This window comes from Burkholderia sp. BCC1999 (assembly GCF_905339975.1).
Taxonomy (GTDB): domain Bacteria; phylum Pseudomonadota; class Gammaproteobacteria; order Burkholderiales; family Burkholderiaceae; genus Burkholderia.
Genome location: NZ_CAJPHP010000025.1, coordinates 100,114 through 116,590, shown reverse-complemented (window position 1 = coordinate 116,590; position 16,477 = coordinate 100,114). Strand labels below are relative to the sequence as shown.

The 16,477-nt window shown below is 68.0% G+C and carries 17 protein-coding genes; 4 read left to right on the top strand and 13 right to left on the bottom strand.

Annotation, left to right across the window (positions count from 1 at the left end):
• Positions 1 to 103: 103 nt before the first annotated feature.
• The 3 genes from lipA to U5809_RS29205 form a co-directional block, all read right to left on the bottom strand.
• Positions 104 to 1,096 carry a lipoyl synthase gene (gene lipA / locus U5809_RS29215; protein WP_282506053.1) on the bottom strand — a complete coding sequence of 331 codons (993 nt, stop codon included), beginning with the start codon at positions 1,094 to 1,096 and terminating at the stop codon, positions 104 to 106.
• Positions 1,089 to 1,835: a lipoyl(octanoyl) transferase LipB gene (gene lipB / locus U5809_RS29210; RefSeq protein ID WP_176049576.1), complete on the bottom strand. Its 747-nt coding sequence runs from the start codon at positions 1,833 to 1,835 to the stop codon at positions 1,089 to 1,091. The genes lipA and lipB overlap by 8 nt, the downstream gene beginning before the upstream one ends.
• Before the next feature lie 83 nt (positions 1,836 to 1,918).
• Positions 1,919 to 2,245: a DUF2917 domain-containing protein gene (locus U5809_RS29205; protein ID WP_176049575.1), complete on the bottom strand. Its 327-nt coding sequence runs from the start codon at positions 2,243 to 2,245 to the stop codon at positions 1,919 to 1,921.
• A 102-nt stretch (positions 2,246 to 2,347) separates the two neighbouring features.
• On the opposite strand from U5809_RS29205, the gene U5809_RS29200 reads away from it, so the two are divergent.
• The gene (locus U5809_RS29200) at positions 2,348 to 3,340 is read left to right on the top strand and encodes a transcriptional regulator GcvA (protein WP_322089054.1); all 993 of its coding nucleotides are present in this window, start codon (positions 2,348 to 2,350) and stop codon (positions 3,338 to 3,340) included.
• Here U5809_RS29200 and U5809_RS29195 read toward each other — a convergent pair.
• The 10 genes from U5809_RS29195 to U5809_RS29150 form a co-directional block, all read right to left on the bottom strand.
• Positions 3,324 to 3,632: a YbeD family protein gene (locus tag U5809_RS29195; RefSeq protein ID WP_011353335.1), complete on the bottom strand. Its 309-nt coding sequence runs from the start codon at positions 3,630 to 3,632 to the stop codon at positions 3,324 to 3,326. The genes U5809_RS29200 and U5809_RS29195 overlap by 17 nt on opposite strands.
• Entirely contained in the window at positions 3,632 to 4,558 is a 927-nt protein-coding gene (locus U5809_RS29190; RefSeq protein WP_282506056.1) for a D-amino acid aminotransferase, read from the bottom strand. Before U5809_RS29190 ends, U5809_RS29195 begins: the two co-directional genes overlap by 1 nt.
• Before the next feature lie 48 nt (positions 4,559 to 4,606).
• Positions 4,607 to 5,917 carry a D-alanyl-D-alanine carboxypeptidase family protein gene (locus U5809_RS29185; RefSeq protein ID WP_176049572.1) on the bottom strand — a complete coding sequence of 437 codons (1,311 nt, stop codon included), beginning with the start codon at positions 5,915 to 5,917 and terminating at the stop codon, positions 4,607 to 4,609.
• A gap of 506 nt (positions 5,918 to 6,423) precedes the next feature.
• Complete coding sequence (locus tag U5809_RS29180) at positions 6,424 to 7,068, bottom strand: alpha/beta hydrolase (protein WP_176049571.1); 645 nt, start codon at positions 7,066 to 7,068, stop codon at positions 6,424 to 6,426.
• A 13-nt stretch (positions 7,069 to 7,081) separates the two neighbouring features.
• A complete protein-coding gene (locus tag U5809_RS29175) occupies positions 7,082 to 7,399 on the bottom strand; it encodes a (2Fe-2S) ferredoxin domain-containing protein (protein WP_011694422.1) in 318 nt (105 codons plus the stop codon).
• A 309-nt stretch (positions 7,400 to 7,708) separates the two neighbouring features.
• Positions 7,709 to 8,860 (bottom strand): VanZ family protein, encoded by a 1,152-nt coding sequence (locus U5809_RS29170; protein ID WP_322089053.1) that lies wholly within the window; start codon positions 8,858 to 8,860, stop codon positions 7,709 to 7,711.
• Positions 8,861 to 8,879: 19 nt separating this feature from the next.
• Positions 8,880 to 9,518: an ABC-type transport auxiliary lipoprotein family protein gene (locus U5809_RS29165; protein WP_415877966.1), complete on the bottom strand. Its 639-nt coding sequence runs from the start codon at positions 9,516 to 9,518 to the stop codon at positions 8,880 to 8,882.
• Between the two features lie 68 nt (positions 9,519 to 9,586).
• Positions 9,587 to 10,516 carry an MlaD family protein gene (locus U5809_RS29160; RefSeq protein WP_282506060.1) on the bottom strand — a complete coding sequence of 310 codons (930 nt, stop codon included), beginning with the start codon at positions 10,514 to 10,516 and terminating at the stop codon, positions 9,587 to 9,589.
• Between the two features lie 18 nt (positions 10,517 to 10,534).
• Positions 10,535 to 11,449, bottom strand: a complete 915-nt coding sequence (locus U5809_RS29155) for an ABC transporter ATP-binding protein (protein WP_322089051.1) — start codon at positions 11,447 to 11,449, stop codon at positions 10,535 to 10,537.
• The gene (locus U5809_RS29150; RefSeq protein ID WP_176049566.1) at positions 11,446 to 12,570 is read right to left on the bottom strand and encodes an MlaE family ABC transporter permease; all 1,125 of its coding nucleotides are present in this window, start codon (positions 12,568 to 12,570) and stop codon (positions 11,446 to 11,448) included. Before U5809_RS29150 ends, U5809_RS29155 begins: the two co-directional genes overlap by 4 nt.
• 287 nt (positions 12,571 to 12,857) lie before the next feature.
• On the opposite strand from U5809_RS29150, the gene U5809_RS29145 reads away from it, so the two are divergent.
• From U5809_RS29145 to U5809_RS29135, 3 genes are all read left to right on the top strand, one after another.
• A complete protein-coding gene (locus tag U5809_RS29145; protein WP_282506062.1) occupies positions 12,858 to 14,927 on the top strand; it encodes a bifunctional 2',3'-cyclic-nucleotide 2'-phosphodiesterase/3'-nucleotidase in 2,070 nt (689 codons plus the stop codon).
• 8 nt (positions 14,928 to 14,935) lie between these two features.
• On the top strand, positions 14,936 to 15,781 hold the full coding sequence (locus tag U5809_RS29140) for a tetratricopeptide repeat protein (protein WP_322089050.1): 846 nt from the start codon (positions 14,936 to 14,938) through the stop codon (positions 15,779 to 15,781).
• 144 nt (positions 15,782 to 15,925) lie between these two features.
• A complete protein-coding gene (locus tag U5809_RS29135) occupies positions 15,926 to 16,468 on the top strand; it encodes a hypothetical protein (protein WP_322089049.1) in 543 nt (180 codons plus the stop codon).
• The last annotated feature ends 9 nt before the right edge of the window (positions 16,469 to 16,477 follow it).

The window sequence follows — 16,477 nt, the reverse complement described above, 5'->3', positions numbered from 1 at the left end:
CGAAAAAGTGTCAACCTATTTCAGGACGGGTCAGCAGCAACAAAAAAGCCCGCATCGCTGCGGGCTTTTTCGACTGCGTGAGACAGCAGCGGGATCGCGACGCTCAGACCACGCCGGCCCCGTGCGCCTGCAGATCCGCGTGATAGCTCGAACGCACCATCGCGCCGACGGCCGCGTGCGTGAAGCCCATCTTGTACGCCTCTTCCTCGTACATCTTGAACGTATCCGGATGCACGTACGCACGCACCGGCAGGTGGTGCTCGGACGGCTGCAGGTACTGGCCGATCGTCAGCATGTCGACGTCGTGCGCGCGCAGGTCGCGCATCACCTGCAGGATTTCCTCTTCCGTCTCGCCGAGGCCGACCATCAGGCCCGACTTCGTCGCGACGTTCGGATGCAGCGCCTTGAAATCCTTCAGCAGCTTCAGCGAGTGCGCGTAGTCCGAACCCGGGCGCGCTTCCTTGTACAGGCGCGGCACCGTTTCGAGGTTGTGGTTCATCACGTCCGGCGGTGCAGCGTTCAGGATCGAGATTGCGCGGTCGAGACGGCCGCGGAAATCCGGCGTCAGGATCTCGATGCGCGTGTCCGGCGACTGCGCGCGCGTTTCGCGGATGCACTCGACGAAGTGGGCGGCGCCGCCGTCGCGCAGGTCGTCGCGGTCGACGCTCGTGATCACCACGTACTTGAGCTTCAGCGCGGCGATCGTGCGCGCGAGGTTCTTCGGTTCATCCGCGTCGAGCGGATCGGGACGGCCGTGGCCGACGTCGCAGAACGGGCAGCGGCGCGTGCACTTGTCGCCCATGATCATGAACGTCGCGGTGCCCTTGCCGAAGCATTCGCCGATGTTCGGGCAGCTCGCTTCCTCGCACACCGTATGCAGGTTGTGCTCGCGCAGGATCGTCTTGATCTCGTTGAAGCGCGAACTGCCGGTGGCCGCTTTCACGCGAATCCACTCGGGCTTCTTCAGCTTCTCGATCGGAATGACCTTGATCGGGATGCGCGCCGTCTTCGCCTGCGCCTTCTGCTTGGCGGTCGGATCGTACGCTGCGGTGGCGGCCGAATCGGCCGGTGCGGGAGAAGCGGTAACGTCAGTCATTCGATTGTTCCAGTGCCTGCGGCTTGTCGGCGGCCGCGGATGCGCCGTCGAGGTTGGCGATCAGACGGCGCACCAGCGTATGGGCGACGTCGTTCCAGTCGGCGGCAACCTCGAGGCTCGCCATGTCGACAGTTTCCAGTCCGGCATAGCCGCACGGGTTGATCGCAAGAAACGGGCGCAGATCCATCTTCACGTTCAGGCTCAGCCCGTGATAGCTGCAGCCGTTGCGGATCTTCAGGCCGAGGGCCGCGATTTTCGCGCCCTCGTGCACGCCGGACGCCACGTAGATCCCGGGCGCGCCCGCCTTGCGGACCGAAGCGAGATTATACGCCGCGAGGGTTTCGATCACGGCCTCCTCGATCTTCGTCACGAGCGTACGCACCATCAGCTTGCGCCGGCGCAGGTCCAGCAGCAGGTAGACGACGATCTGGCCGGGGCCGTGGTAGGTGATTTGTCCGCCGCGGTCGACCTTTACGAGCGGCACGCCGCTGTCGGCCACCAGCAGGTGGGCCGGGTCGCCGGCCTGGCCGAGCGTGTAGACGGGCGGATGCTCGACCACCCAGATCTCGTCGCCGGTGTCGGCCGTGCGCGTGTCGGTGAACGCGCGCATCGCGTCGAAGCTCGTCTCGTAGGCCTCGAGGCCCCGCCAGCGCACGGTGACCGGCTGGGCCGGGGAGTCGGCGGGCGATGCGGAAACGGCGACAGGCGTGGACACGATGGAAACCGGCGAAACGGACATGGGCGGTAGTTTACCGAAAACCCATGGGTCTCGCCGGGCTTGGAAAGGGACGGATTGTCAGTATCCGTCGGACGAAATGAAGGTCAGACCGTACGCCAGCCGTCGTGGATCAGCGCGGTTACGCGTTCGCGCAGGCGTGCCAGCCCGCCGAGCGCCACTTCCCTGGGCGGCCGCGACACCGAGAACGCGACGCGCGCGCCCTCCCGGCCTTCCGCGCTGAGCCACAGCCGCTCGCCACGGCGCAGCTTCAGCGTTTCGCCATCGACCAGGAAGTAGTCGTCGACGTCGTTGCTGCGCGTGGCCCAGACCGGCCCGCATTGAACGATCAGCCGCGTGCTGCGTTGCACCTTCATCGGCACCGTTTCGCCCACCGGGATTTCGAACGTGATGCTTGAAGAAATTTCTTGCATGATCGCCTCCGCCAATAAATGCTTCGATGGCTACAATCGTAGTCACTTCAAGGCGTCTGACAAAACGACCAATTTTCACGTCGATGTGAGGAAAATTAGCAAATGGACCTCCGCCAGCTACCTGCGCTGAACGCGATTCGCGCGTTCGAAGCCGCCGCCCGTCACGAGAATTTCTCGCGCGCCGCCGACGAGCTGTTCGTCACGCACGGCGCGGTCAGCCACCAGGTTCGCGCGCTCGAAGAGGAACTCGGCGTGCAGCTGTTCACGCGCAACGGCAAGCGGCTGTGCCTGACCGACGCCGGCATGCGCTACGCGCAGCAGATCCGCACCGCGCTGATGGTGATCGCCGACGCGACGCGCGACGTGCGCGCGAGCGACCGCGACCGGCGGCTCGTGGTGTCGATGCTGTCGTCGTTCGCCGCGCGCTTCATCACGCCGCGCATCGGCTCGTTCATCGAGCGGCACCCGGAAATCGACGTCGAGCTGCAGTCGACCAACTCACTCACCGATTTCGCACGCGACGACGTCGACCTCGCGATCCGCTTCGGCCACGGCAACTATCCGGGGCTGCATGTCGAGCCGATGTTCGACGAGGTGTTCTTTCCGGCGTGCTCGCCGACGCTGAACGGCGGCAAGCTGCCGCAAACGCCCGCCGATCTCGTGCACTACAACCTGCTGCGCTCGGATGACGAGCTGTGGCGGCCGTGGTTCGACGCGGCCGGGCTCAAGACGCTGACCGAGCCAAAACGGGGGATTCTGTACCAGGATTCGTCGAACCTGCTGCTGGCCGCGATCGACGGCCAGGGCATCGCGCTGGTGCGCCGCTCGCTCGCGGTACACGACCTGCTCGACGGGCGCATCGTGCGCCTGTTCGACATCGACGGGCCGAGCCCGTGGCACTATTTTTTCGTGTGTCCGCCGCCGCTCCTGAACACGCCGCGCGTGCAGGCATTCAGGACCTGGCTGCTTCAGGAAGTCGCCGAATACAAGCGGCTGTGCGACGAGCTGGACGCGCGGCGCGCGGCGGGGAAGACCCCCGCCGAGTGCGCGCAGGAAGGAGGATGGAAAGCGCTTTCGCTCAGAGTACGACCTTGACCATCGGATGGCCGGTCAGTGCGCGATAGATGTTGTCGAGCTGTTCCTGGCTCGTCGCGCGCACGGTGATCGTGAGGCCCGTGTAATTGCCGCCGCTCGACGCGCGCTCCTCGATCTTCTCGACATCGATCTCGTTGTCGTGAACGGCCACGACCTTGAAGATCGTGTCCTTGAACTCCGGGTGCGCCTTGCCCATGATCTTGATCGGGAAATCGCACGGAAACTCCAGCAGCGACTCCTTCCGGGTATCGATCGCGCCGGTCACCTCGATGGTTTTGGTCGGTTCGCTCATCATTTTCTCCGGGTTAGGTCAAACTGTTCAAACTCGCGTGCCTTCGCACGCTGGTACGCGTCATACAACGCCGCGAACACGGGGCCCGGCTTGCCGCCCTGGACGGGCAGATCGTCGAGCGACGTGACGGGCAGCACTTCCTTCGTGGCCGACGTAATCATGATCTCGTCGGCCGCGCGCAACTCCACTTCGCTGATCTCGCGCGCGACGAACGGGATCTTGCATGCGTCGGCCAGCTCCTCGATCAGCGCGTAGCGGATCCCTTCGAGAATCTTGTTGCTGCGCGGCGGCGCGAGCAGCTCGCCGTTCTTCACGATCCACACGTTCGACGACGAACCTTCGGTCAGGTAGCCGTCGCGCAACTGCAGCGTCTCGAACGCATCGTGTTCCGCCGCATGCTGCGCCATCAGCACGTTGCCGAGCAGCGAGATCGACTTGATGTCGCAATGCAGCCAGCGGCGATCCTCGGCCGTCACGCAGCGCACGCCCTTCGCGCGCTCTTCTTCCGGCGGCAGGCGCAGCGGGCTCGTCATCGCGAACACCGTCGGCACCGCGTTCGCGGGGAACGCGTGGCCGCGCTTCGCGACGCCGCGCGTCACCTGCAGGTAGACGAGCGCGTTGCCGTCGCCGAGGCCTTCGGCATTGGCCTCGACCACGCGCTCGATCAGCGCGCGCCAGCCGGCCGCGTCGTGCGGATCGTCGATGCCGATCTTTTTCAGGCTGCGCGCGAGCCGTGCCAGATGCTGGTCGATCCGGAACGGTACGTGCGCGCCGTCATGCGCATAAACGGGGACGACTTCATACACGCCATCGCCGAAGATGAACCCGCGGTCGAGCACCGGGACACGGGCTTCCGACAGCGGCACCATTTCCTCCTGCGCCGAGACGCTGAGGTAGACGATCGGTTCGAATTCGGCTTGGCTCATAGTGATGACAGATGGGGATGAAGTCGTAAAAACAAAGGCCCGTCGGGCTTACTTCTTCTTGCTGAACATCAGCAGGATCGAGTCCCAGATACGCCCGAAGATACCCGCTTCCGGCACCGCCTGCAGCGCGACGACCGGGAATTCGGACAGCGTCTTGCCGTCGGCGACGATCTTCACGGTGCCGACCTGCTGGCCTTCCGCGAGCGGCGCGATCAGCGGCGCGTTCACGTCGACTTCGGTCTTGACCTTGTCGCCGAGGCCGCGCGGCACGGTCGCCCACTGGTCACCCTTCACGCCGACCTGTACGGTGTTTTCCTTGCCCTTGTAGATGCGCGGCGTCGACATCGCCTGGCCGCCCTTGAACAGGCGCACCGAATCGAACGCGCTGTAGCCGTAGTTCAGCATCTTCATGCTGTCCTGCGTGCGCTCGCCTTCCTTCTGCTCACCCATCATCACCGACACCAGGCGGCGCTGGCCATCCACACCCGGGATCGCGCGCTTCGCCGACGCGATCAGGCAATAGCCGGCCGCCTGCGTATGGCCCGTCTTCAGGCCGTCGACCGTCGGATCCAGCCACAGCAGGCGGTTGCGGTTGCCCTGGCGGATGTTGTTGTACTTGAATTCCTTCTCCGAGAAGATGCTGTAGTACTGCGGAAAATCGCGGATCAGGTGTGCGGACAGCTTCGCGAGGTCGCCGGCCGTCGTGTAGTGGTTCGGGTCGGGCATGCCGTTCACGTCGGCGAAGTGCGTCCCCTTCATGCCGAGGCGCTGCGCCTCGTCGTTCATCAGCGTGACGAATTGCCCTTCGCTGCCGCCGACGAGTTCGGCCAGCGCGATCGCGGCATCGTTGCCCGACTGGATGATCATCCCGTACACGAGGTCATGCACGGACACCGGCTTGTTCGCCTCGATGAACATGCGCGATTCGTCGCGGCCGACGCGGCGCACGGCGTCGCTCGGCGTGACGATCTGCTCCATCGAGATCTTCTTCTTGTCGAGCGCCTCGAACACGAGGTACGCCGTCATCAGCTTCGTCAGCGACGCGGGCTCGACACGTTCGTCGGCATTGCCCGATGCGAGCACCGTGTTGCTGGTCGCGTCGACGAGCACCCACGAGCGTGCGTTCACGCCCGGCGGCGGCACCGCACCCGGCATGTAGGTTGCGGGCGCGCCGGTGAACTGCTCGGCGGCCGGCGCCGCATGCGCGGCCTTGGCCTTGGCGGCCGGCTTCGCCTCGGCGACGACGATCGTCGACGCGAGCGCGACGGGCAGCATCACGCCGAGCGCGACGTTGCGCGCGGCGGTGCCGAAGGCGATGGAGGAAGCGAGGGACTTGAGGCCTTGGGGAGACAGACGCATGATCGATTCAGGCTGATGGCAGAAAGTGCGGTGCGAAACGCGCAGGGTTGAACGGCAAGGCGGCGGGCGTTCCGGGCACGCGCCCGACATCGTCGGGCGGCGCGAAACGCGCCGGTTGGACTCGTGCGGACGCGTTCGGTTCGCGGCCGTCGCGAGCGGGCGGACAGGCGGCGAAACGAGCGCCGCATGGGCCCAGCCGGGCCGCGGGCGACGCGGAATGCGGCCATTATACGTGGCCGCGCAGGGCGTTTTCGCGAACCTGGCGCCGGACGGCCACACACCGGCTTCGGGAGCATAGCGCGCGCATGCGGCGGGCAGGCGCACTCGAAGCCGCGCGAAAGGCGCGTGCAGGCGGTGTGCAAGTGGGGTTGCGCCGTCGTGCGGCAGGCGCCGCGCCGCGTGGTGCGGCCCGATGTCGCGCGAGGGTTCGGGAAGGGTCGCGCGTCCGGCCGGGTGCCGGTGCGCGGGACGGGCCGCCGACGCTTACGCCGGCGCCCGCATGCCGGTCAGCGCCATGCGTCGACGATGATGCGCTTCAGCACGTGCAGCTTGCGATGGAGGAAATGCTCGGCGCCGGGGATCACGACGACCGGCAGCTCCTGCGGCCGCGCCCAGTCGTACACCGACGCGATCGGCACCGTGTCGTCGGTTTCGCCGTGGATCACGAGGGTGTTCTCGGGCACGTCGGCCACCTGCCAGCGGCTCGCGGCCGTGCCGACGAACACCATCCGCTCGATCGACTCGCCCGCGTCGCGCAGCCGCTTCGCGACGTGCGACAGCACGAAGGTGCCGAACGAGAAGCCCGCGAGCACGAGCGGCAGGTCCGCATAAGCGGGCTGAGCGCGCATGTGCGCGAGCACCGCCACGAGGTCGTCGGCTTCGCCGGTGCCGTTGTCGTGCACGCCTTCGGTTGCACCGACACCGCGGAAGTTCGACCGGTAGACGACGTAGTTCAGTTGCACGAGCGTGCGCGCGAGCGTCTGCGCGACCTTGTTGTCCATCGTGCCGCCGAACAGCGGATGCGGATGCGCGACCAGCGCGATGCCCCGCGGTGCGGCGCCGCTTTCGCGCATGGCGTCCGGCAGGTCGACCGCGATTTCGATCTGCCCGACCGGACCCGCGATCAGCGATTTCTGCGTATGTACGTTCATTCGGCCGGCCCGCTCAGATCTTCAGGCGGTCGACGACCTTGCCGTCGCGCAGGTGCGATTCGACGATCTCGTCGATGTCGGCCTGGTCGACGTACGTGTACCACGTGCCTTCCGGATACACGACCATCACGGGCCCTTCCTCGCAGCGGTCGAGGCAGCCGGCCTTGTTGATGCGAACCTTGCCGGGCCCCGCGAGGCCGAGTTCCTTCACGCGCTTTTTCGCGTATTCCTGCATGGTCTGCGCGTCGCATTGCGCGCAGCTCGGGCGTTCGGCGCCGGGTTCGCGCTGGTTCAGGCAGAAGAAGACGTGGTGCTGGTAGTAGGAATCCATGATGGTGGCGAGCGGCCCGGCGCGAGGCCGTGCGGAAAGAGGAGCGATTGCCGTCGCGCGGGGCGACGGGCGTGTCGTGTTCGGTGCCCAGGCGGCGCTTATGTGCCAGCGGACTCGTGCTCGTGGCAACGCGCAAACCGCAGCGATGCCGGGTGGCCTCGCGAAGATCTGCAACGCGGCCACGGGTGCGAAGGCGCCGCACACCAGTGCCGATTGGTGCCGAACACTGCATTCATCCCGAAGATTATAGCGACCGGCGCGCACGGCTGCCCGCGATACGGCCGCCGCCGTGTGGCCCGGACCATCGCGTCAGCGGCGCAGCGCAGCCGGCAGCCAAGCGTGCTCGACGCGTTGGCCGAGCCAGATCAGCGCCGCATAGGGCCAGATCCACGCGAGCCAGCGCGCGATGCTGTTGAAGTGCACGTAACGTCCCTGCCGCCAGCCCGACAGCGTGAAGTCGAAGAACGGATTGACCGGCAGCAGGTTCACGAGCGCCACGCCGGCCAGCAGCGCAAGCGCCGCGAGCGTCGCACGCCACGTCTGCGGCACGCGCAGCGCAACGAGCGCCGCGGCGAAGCCGAGCTCGATGCCGAGCCGCGCGCCGGGCGTCGCCCACACGACGACGAGGCCGGTGGCCGACTGCATGAACGTCGCGGCAGCCTTCAGCACCAGCGTGGCGGCCACCAGCGCGATCAGCAGCCGGATGCGCGGCGCGCGCGGCCGCATCGCGAGCGACGCGATCGTCAGCGCGGCGAACAGCATCAGCCCGCCGAGCGTGGCCTCCCACGCGGAATCGGACAGCCAGCCGTCGACCCGCTCGGGCCATTCGCTCACGCGCCAGGCAGCCGGCAGCCACGCGAGCAGCGTGCCCTGCATCGACGCGTCGGCACGCTCCCACAGCGCGGCCGGCCAGTCGCCGATGCCGAACAGGAACGGCGACGGAAACAGGATCGCGAACGGCCACAGCGCGGCCAGCAGCAGTGGCGTCGCGCCGTCGGCCTCGAACCACGCGAAACGCAGCCGGCGCAGCGCGCCGCGGTCGAGCAGCGCGCCCGTGGCCGGCGCGACGAGCGCCGCGCCCAGCAGCGCGCCGAGCGCGTTGGCGCCAAGATCGAGATTCGACGCGACCCGCGTCGGCAGGTAGGTCTGCAGCGCTTCCATCGAGCCCGACAGCAGCACGCCGAGCCCGCCCGCGATCAGCGTCGCGGCCACGCCGCGCCAGCGCGGGTGCAGCGCGAGCACGCCGAGCGCGCCGAACGGCAGATAGCCGAGCACGTTCGTGACTACATCGAACGCGGTCACGTAGCGCTGCATCGGCGCGAACAGGTAATCGAACGGCCCGATGCCGAGCGACACCCAGCCTTCGAACGGATACAGCGACGCGTAGACGATGAGCGCCGCGTAAGCGGCAAAGGCCTGCCGCGCGAGCGGCGATGCGCGATGCGTGCCGGCCGCGTTCATCGCGGCTGCGCGGCGCGCGTCACGGGGTGCCCGCGTACGCCTGCATGCCGACCCACGCGGCGATCTGCGACACGAGCTCGTCGCTCGCGGTCGCGAGCGCGCGTGCGCCGCCGGCCGCGTCCGGCGTGCTCGACGGGGCGCGCGCGACGAACGTGCGCTGACCGAGCACCTTGCCGTCGAGCGTCAGCGTCGCGCGCGCGGTGACGGCGCCGTGGCTCTGCGACTGCCCGTCGAACACCTGCTCGAATTCGTTCAGGTCGACCTTGAGGGTCGGCGCGCGTACGCCGTCGGACCCTTCGAGCACCGCGCCGCGCGACGACAACGCGCCGCGCAGCCGCTGCGTGAGCAGTTGCGCGGGCGGCGCGGTCCAGCGGCTGTCGCGATAGACGGCCACATGCTGCGCGTCCGCGTACGCGAGGCGGTACGCGAACTTGTCCGAGTCGAGCGCGTCGGGTGCGGCGACGTCGAGCACCTTCAGCGCGGGGCCCGAACCGGCCGTCACGACCGATGAGGCGGGCCCGAGGTCGTAGCGGACATTCGACAGCACCGCGCCGTTGCCGGCACAGCCGGCCGCCAGCGCGAGCGTCAGCACGGCAAGCGCGGCCGCGGCGGGACGCAGCGCGCGGTCAAGGATTCGTGGCATGGCGTGTTCCTGCATGATGTTTCCGGTTTCGATGGGCGTCATGACCCGGCCGTTTCCGGCCGGACGATCGATGGGTTTGCGCTTCACTTCCCGGCCGTCGCACCGGGCCAGACGAAGCCCGCTTCGCCGGGCCCCGGCGCCGCGCCGGGCGAACCGAACAACAGACTGCGCGGGTTGCGGCCGAGTTCACCGGCCACGTCCTTCAATTGTCGCGACGCGTCGCCGACGCTGCCGGCCAGCGTATTGAAACGCGGCAGCGTGTCGTACTGCACGCGCGCGTTGAGATCGTTCAGCGCGACGCCGACCTGCTCGGCGGCAGTGCCGGCCTTGTTCAGGTTCGACACGAGCGGCCCGTTCGGCTGCAGCAGCGTGTTTGCCGACGCCATCGCGCGATTCACCTCGTGCATCGTTTCCGGCAGCGCGGTGACTGCCGGGCCGAGCTGCTTCGTCAGCGTCGTCGCGCCGTCGGCCGCGTGCTGCAGGCTCTCGGCCGTCGCACGCAACTGCTCGCGCATCTCGGGCGACATCAGCGCATTCGCGCTCTTGGCCGCCAGTTCGAGCTGCCGCAGCAGCACGTCGCCGCGCTCCTGGATCTGGTCGAACAGGCTCGGCCGCATCGGGATCTGCGCAATCGACTTCGTCGACGACGGCAGCGGCGCCAGGTCGCGCCCCGTATCCTCGAGCTGCACGAACGCGATCCCCGTCACGCCCTGAAAGCCGAGGCTGCCGTAGGTCGACTGCGTGATCGGCGCGTCGTGATCGACGAGGATGCGGATCCGGATCTGGCCCGGATGCGTGCGATCGAAGCCGATCGACTGCACCTTGCCGACATCGAGGCCGCGAAAGCGCACGGCCGCGTCCGGGAACAGCCCCGTCACGTTGGTGCGCGCGAGCAGGTCGTACGGCACGCGCACGGTGCGGTCGACGTTGAACCAGAACACGGTGCCCGCGATCGCGAGCGTCAGCGCGATCGTGAACAGGCCGGCCCAGAACGCATGTGATTTGTTTTCCATTCGCGGATTCCTTCGTTCCTACAGCTCGACGCTCGACAGCGCCGGTTCGAGGGCCGCCTTCGGCAGCTTCGCGCGCCGTTCGGGCGGCAGCGCCTGCAATGCGCGGCGCCCGCGCAGCCCCAGGAAATATTCGTGGATGAACGGGTGGTCGACGTTCGCGGCCTCCTCGACCGGCGCGGCGACCAGCACCTTGCGGTCGGCCAGCACCGCGACACGCGTCGACAGCGCGACCATCGTGTCGAGGTCGTGCGTCACCATCACGACGGTCAGCCCGAGCGTGCGGTGCAGCGTCGCGATCAGCTCGACGAATTCGTCCGACGCCTGCGGATCGAGGCCGGCCGTCGGCTCGTCGAGGAACAGCAGCTCGGGCTCGAGCGCGATCGCGCGCGCGATGCCGACCCGCTTCACCATCCCGCCCGACAGCGCGGCCGGCATCTTCGACGCATGCTTGCACGGCAGGCCGACCATCTCGAGCTTCAGCATCACGATGTCGTGCAGCAGGTCCGGCGGCACGCGGCCAAGCTCGCGCAGCGGCTGCGCGACGTTGTCGAACACCGTCATCGACGAGAACAGCGCACCCTGCTGGAACAGCATCCCCGAGCGCGTGCGCATCATCCGCGCGCTCGCGTCGTCGATCGTCGCGGTATCTTCGCCGAACACCTTGATCGTGCCCGACGTCGGCCGCTCGAGGCCGAGGATCTGCCGCACGAGCGTGGTCTTGCCGGAGCCCGAGCCGCCGACGATCGCCACGATCTCGCCGCGCCGCACGTCGAAGTCGAGCTTCTGGTGAATGATGTTGCGCCCGTAGCGCTTGGTCAGGTTGCGCACCTCGATCACGAGGTCGCCGGCATCGGCCCCCGCGGCCGGCTGCGTGCCGCCTGAACCGGCGCCGACGACCGCCGCATGCGCGGACGTTTCGTTCGATGCGTTCATCCGAGCCCCACGTTCTGGAACAGGATCGCGAACACCGCGTCGGCGAGGATCACGACCGTGATCGACGACACGACCGACGTGGTCGTGCCTTCGCCGAGGCTCTGCGAATTCGCCTTGATCCGGAAGCCGAAATGGCATGCGACCAGCGCGATCAACATGCCGAACACGACGCCCTTGCCGACGCCGATGTACAGGTTCGCGATCGGCACGACGCCCGGCAGCGAGCGCACGAAATAGTTGACGTCGATCCCGAGCACGAGCTTCGCGGCAAGGGCGCCGCCCGTCAGCGCGATGATGTTGGTCCACATCACGAGCAGCGGCATTGCAACGCCGAGCGCGAGCACGCGCGGCAGGATCAGCCGCAGCCCGTGCGGGATGCCCATCACGCGCATCGCGTCGAGCTCCTCGGTCACGCGCATCACGCCGATCTGCGCGGTGATCGCCGAGCCTGAGCGGCCCGCGACGAGGATCGCCGACAGCACGGGGCCGAGCTCGCGGATCACCGACAACCCGAGGATGTTCACGATGTAGCGGTTCGCGCCGAACATCTGCAACTGCTGTGCGGACAGGTAGCTGAGCACGATGCCGATCAGGAACGCGACGAGCGCGGTGATCGGCAGCGCCTGCGCGCCGGCGCTGTAGATGTTCGCCGAGGTTTCCTTCCACGGCATCGTCTTCGGGCGGCGCAGTACCGACAGCGCATCGAGGATCACGAGACCGAACATCGCGATGCCGCCCTGCAGGTGCTCGCCGAACGCGAAGATCGCCTGGCCGAGCCGCGTGACGGGATCGAAGCGCACGACGCGCTCCGGCGCCTCGCGCTCGCTGTCGAGCCGTTCGATGCGCTCGAAGATCGTGCGCTGCGTGGCGCTCAGCTCGACGCCGGCCGGCAGCTTGCGGCCCCACACGCGCCACAGCGCCTGGCCGCCGACGTGGTCGAGCCGCTCGATGCCGGACAGATCCCAATCGCTCACGCGCCCGGTGGCGATGCTCGCGACGCGGCGCGCCACGGCGCCGCGATTGCGCGCAAGCGCGAGCGCGGTCCACTGGCCGTACAGGCGCACCGTCTGGCCCTGACCGCCGGCGTCGACCGACAGGCCGGGAGGAGTCTCGAAGTCCAAGGGCAGGTTGTTTGCAAAAGGATGACAGCGGCCATTGTAGCGAACCGCCCGGAGCCGCGACGTGAGGATTTTCGCCGGGGCGCACAGCCGGGGCGCCCGGCACGGGGCACGCAGCCAGGGCGCCGGGGCCGCGCCGACGGGACGTTGCCTGCTTCGCGACCTTTCATTCTTCCGTCACGTTTCCTTTCGATACTCTCACGCGCCGCACATCAGGCCGTCGGCGCCCCGCGCCGCCATTCGCTGCATCCCTCGCGATTCATAAAACAGAACACCGAACAGGACAACCGATGCGTTTCCCCCCGCTTTCCCGCCGGCACGTACCGGCCGCCGCCGCGCTCGCCAGCCTCGCCTTCACCCTCGCCGGCTGTGGCGGCGACGACGTCACCGCCACGCCACCGTCGCAGCCGCAGGCCCAGGCGCCCGTCGGCACGACGGCCACGCTCGCGCTGCTCGAGACGACCGATCTGCACACCAACGTGCTGTCGTATGACTATTTCAAACTCGCCGCCGACAATTCGCTCGGTTTCGAGCGCGTGTCGACGCTGATCGCCCAGGCGCGCAAGCAGTACCCGAACACGCTGCTGCTCGACAACGGCGACACGATCCAGGGCACCGCGCTGTCGGACTACCAGGCGCTCGTGAAGCCGGTCGGCTGCGACCAGACGCTCGCGATCTACAAGGTGATGAACGCCGCGAAATTCGACGGCGGCGGGATCGGCAACCACGAATTCAACTACGGGCTGCCGTACCTGTCGCAGGTGACCGGCAACACGTTCGAGGTCGACGGCCTGCCGGCGCCGGCCCAGCAGAAGAAGTGCGCGGGCCCGAACTTCCCGCAGGTGCTCGCGAACGTGATCAGCGCGAAGACCAACGCACCGCTGTTCACGCCGTACACGATCCTGACCCGCACCGTGACGGCCACGACGCCGGACGGCAAGACGGTCAGCGCGCCCGTGAAGATCGGCATCATCGGCTTCACGCCGCCCGCGATCATGAACTGGGACAAGCGCTGGCTCGACGGCAAGGTCTACACGACCGGCCTGAAGGAAGCGGCCGAGAAGTACATTCCGGAAATGCGCGCGAAGGGTGCCGATCTCGTCGTCGCGATCTCGCATGGCGGCCTCGACAATTCCGCGTACTCGCCGACGATGGAAAACGGCAGCTGGTGGCTGTCGAAGGTGACGGGCATCGACGCAATGCTGATCGGCCACTCGCACCAGGTGTTCCCGGACGCGAACAGCACCGTGTCGCAGTTCAACCTGCCGGGCGTCGACAAGGTCAAGGGCACCGTCAACGGCGTGCCGACCGTGATGGCCAACTACTGGGGCAAGCACCTCGGTGTGATCAAGCTCGGCCTGAAGTTCGACGGCAAGACGTGGAGCGTCGACAAGTCGCAGACGACCGTCGAGGCGCGCTCGACCCAGAACGCCGACAAGAGCTACGTCGCGGCCGACCCGTCGGTTTCCGCCGCGATCGCCGCCGAGCACCAGGCGACGATCGACTACGTGAAGACGCCGATCGGCTCGACCGACTACCGGATGAACTCGTACTTCGCGGATGTCGGCGATCCGGGCGCGATCCAGATCGTCAACGAAGCGCAGGCCGACTACGTGAAGACCTACGTGCAGGCGAACCTGCCGCAGTACGCGTCGCTGCCGGTGCTGTCGGTCAGCGCGCCGTTCAAGAGCGGCTTCGGCGGCGGCACCGACTATACGGACGTCGCGCCGGGCGCGCTCGCGATCAACAACGCGGCCGACCTGTACCTGTATCCGAACACCGTCTATGCGGTGAAGGTGAGCGGCGCCGACGTCAAGAACTGGCTCGAGACGGCCGCGAAGCGCTTCAACCGGATCGACCCGACCAAGGCGACCGTGCAGCCGCTCGTCAGCACCTTCCCCGGTTACAACTTCGACATGTTCACGTCGGCCGATCTCGCGTATGAAATCGACGTCACGCAGCCGCTCGGCAGCCGCATCAAGAACCTGACGTACAAGGGCGCGCCGATCGATCCGAACGCGCAGTTCATCGTCGCGACCAACAACTACCGCGCGAGCGGCGGCGGCAACTTCCCGGGCCTCGACGGCAGCAAGACGATCTTCGCGTCGCCCGATGCGAACCGCGACGTGCTGATCTCGTTCATCAAGAAACGAGGCGCGATCACGCGCACGGCGGACGGCGCGCAGCGCAGCTGGCGCTTCACGAAGCTCGCGAGCTCGGTCGCGCACGTGCAGTTCGCGTCCGCGCAGAACCGTCTGGGCGACGCAGCAGCGGCCGGCCTCACCGGCATCACGCAGGTCGCGGCCGACGACGGCTCGGGCAAGAACCTCGCCACCTACGAGATCGACCTCACGCAATGAGACACGCGATGCAACCGATCCGGACGATGCGGCCGGCCGAACCCGGCCTCGCCGCCGCCGCGCGGCGCGTGCTGCGCACGAAACTCCCGCCGGCCGCGCTGCTCGCGGCGGCGGCCGTAACCGTCGCGGCCGTGGTCGCTGCGACCGGCCTGCGCGGCACCGGCCCCGCGCCGAGCGCCGCGCAGCTCGACGAGTGGCAGGCGATGGTCACGCAGGCCACCGAGCCGCACGCGCTGGCGCAGTTGCGCACGCTCGCGCGCCGCGGCTCGGGCGCCGCGCAGGCGGCGCTCGGCATCGCGCTCGTCGACGCGCGCGAACCAGGGCTGCGCGACGAAGGGCGCGGCTGGCTGGAAACCGCCGCGACGGCCGACAGCAAGGCCGACGCGCCGGCCGCACGGCGCGCGCAGCTCGCGCTCGGCAAGGCGATGCTGCTCGGCAGCGGCGACATCCCGAAGGATTACGTGCGCGCCCGCGCGCTGCTCGGCGAAGCGGCCGGACAGGGCGACCCGGCCGCGGCGTATTACCTCGGGCTGATCTATCGCAGCGGCTACGGCATCGCCGCCGATCCGGTGCAGGCCGCGCACTGGTTCGAGGTCGCGTCGCAAGCCGACATCCCGGCCGCGGACTTCATGCTCGCCAATGCGTACCGCGACGGCAGCGGCGTGCCGCGCGACGACGCGCGCGCACTGGCGCTGTATCGCCGGGCGGCCGAGCACGAATTGCCGGAAGCCGTGCAGACGCTCGCGATGGCCTATCGCAACGGCGAGCTCGGGCTCAAGCCCGACGCGGACGAGTTCCACGCGCAGTGGATCGAGACCGCGCATGCGCTTAAGCACCCGGTCGTCGCGCCGTGACGGCAGGTCTTCCGCGACACGCTTGACCCGACGCCCCGCGCATCGATCGTCCGGAAACGGAATCGGTCGCGGGGCGCTGGCGCGATACGCTCGCCGCAATGCCTTAACATGCAGCCTCACAATAAAACCCGAGAGAACTGCATCATGTCCGATCGCCTGTCGCGGCTTCGCGCCGCCCTCGGCCTGGCCGTCATTTCCGTCGCGGCCGCCCCGCTCGCGGCACTCGCCGCACCGCCCGCCCACTACGACATCTTCAACGCCGCGCTCTGCAAGCCGCCGTTCACGTCGGACCTGATGGATTCGATCTACAACACCGCGAAGGCGGCCGATCCGAAGCCGGACCAGTCGATGCTCGGCGCCGACGTCTATCGTCTGCCGGAACCGATCCGCCGCGACGGCTTCACGACCCAGCACGTCGTGTTCTTGAGTACCGGCATCGGCGTGCTCGTCGACGGTGAAGTCGCCGGCCGGCTCGCCGAGCGCTACCAGCTCACGCTAGAGAAGGGTCACCTGCTGGGCGCGTCGTCCGTCGGCTATTCGCGCCGGCTGAGCGTCCGCGGCCCGGGTGGCGCGCTGATCCTCGTGTCGGCCCGTCAGGGCCCGGCGTTGAAGGGCAAGACGCTGCTCGCGTGCGAAATGACGACCGAGGAAGACATCAAGGCGCTGGAGCGGATGGAACAGCACTGAGCCGCGCGG

What these genes read in the sequence shown, in the direction of transcription:
- lipA (WP_282506053.1), bottom strand. Translation starts at nt 1,096, where the DNA reads ATGACTGACGTTACCGCTTCTCCCGCACCGGCCGATTCGGCCGCCACC.
- lipB (WP_176049576.1), bottom strand. Translation starts at nt 1,835, where the DNA reads ATGTCCGTTTCGCCGGTTTCCATCGTGTCCACGCCTGTCGCCGTTTCC.
- U5809_RS29190 (WP_282506056.1), bottom strand. Translation starts at nt 4,558, where the DNA reads ATGAGCCAAGCCGAATTCGAACCGATCGTCTACCTCAGCGTCTCGGCG.
- U5809_RS29145 (WP_282506062.1), top strand. Translation starts at nt 12,858, where the DNA reads ATGCGTTTCCCCCCGCTTTCCCGCCGGCACGTACCGGCCGCCGCCGCG.
- U5809_RS29140 (WP_322089050.1), top strand. Translation starts at nt 14,936, where the DNA reads ATGCAACCGATCCGGACGATGCGGCCGGCCGAACCCGGCCTCGCCGCC.
- U5809_RS29170 (WP_322089053.1), bottom strand. Translation starts at nt 8,860, where the DNA reads ATGAACGCGGCCGGCACGCATCGCGCATCGCCGCTCGCGCGGCAGGCC.
- U5809_RS29165 (WP_415877966.1), bottom strand. Translation starts at nt 9,518, where the DNA reads ATGCAGGAACACGCCATGCCACGAATCCTTGACCGCGCGCTGCGTCCC.
- U5809_RS29205 (WP_176049575.1), bottom strand. Translation starts at nt 2,245, where the DNA reads ATGCAAGAAATTTCTTCAAGCATCACGTTCGAAATCCCGGTGGGCGAA.
- U5809_RS29155 (WP_322089051.1), bottom strand. Translation starts at nt 11,449, where the DNA reads ATGAACGCATCGAACGAAACGTCCGCGCATGCGGCGGTCGTCGGCGCC.
- U5809_RS29200 (WP_322089054.1), top strand. Translation starts at nt 2,348, where the DNA reads ATGGACCTCCGCCAGCTACCTGCGCTGAACGCGATTCGCGCGTTCGAA.
- U5809_RS29135 (WP_322089049.1), top strand. Translation starts at nt 15,926, where the DNA reads ATGTCCGATCGCCTGTCGCGGCTTCGCGCCGCCCTCGGCCTGGCCGTC.
- U5809_RS29160 (WP_282506060.1), bottom strand. Translation starts at nt 10,516, where the DNA reads ATGGAAAACAAATCACATGCGTTCTGGGCCGGCCTGTTCACGATCGCG.
- U5809_RS29175 (WP_011694422.1), bottom strand. Translation starts at nt 7,399, where the DNA reads ATGGATTCCTACTACCAGCACCACGTCTTCTTCTGCCTGAACCAGCGC.
- U5809_RS29195 (WP_011353335.1), bottom strand. Translation starts at nt 3,632, where the DNA reads ATGAGCGAACCGACCAAAACCATCGAGGTGACCGGCGCGATCGATACC.
- U5809_RS29180 (WP_176049571.1), bottom strand. Translation starts at nt 7,068, where the DNA reads ATGAACGTACATACGCAGAAATCGCTGATCGCGGGTCCGGTCGGGCAG.
- U5809_RS29185 (WP_176049572.1), bottom strand. Translation starts at nt 5,917, where the DNA reads ATGCGTCTGTCTCCCCAAGGCCTCAAGTCCCTCGCTTCCTCCATCGCC.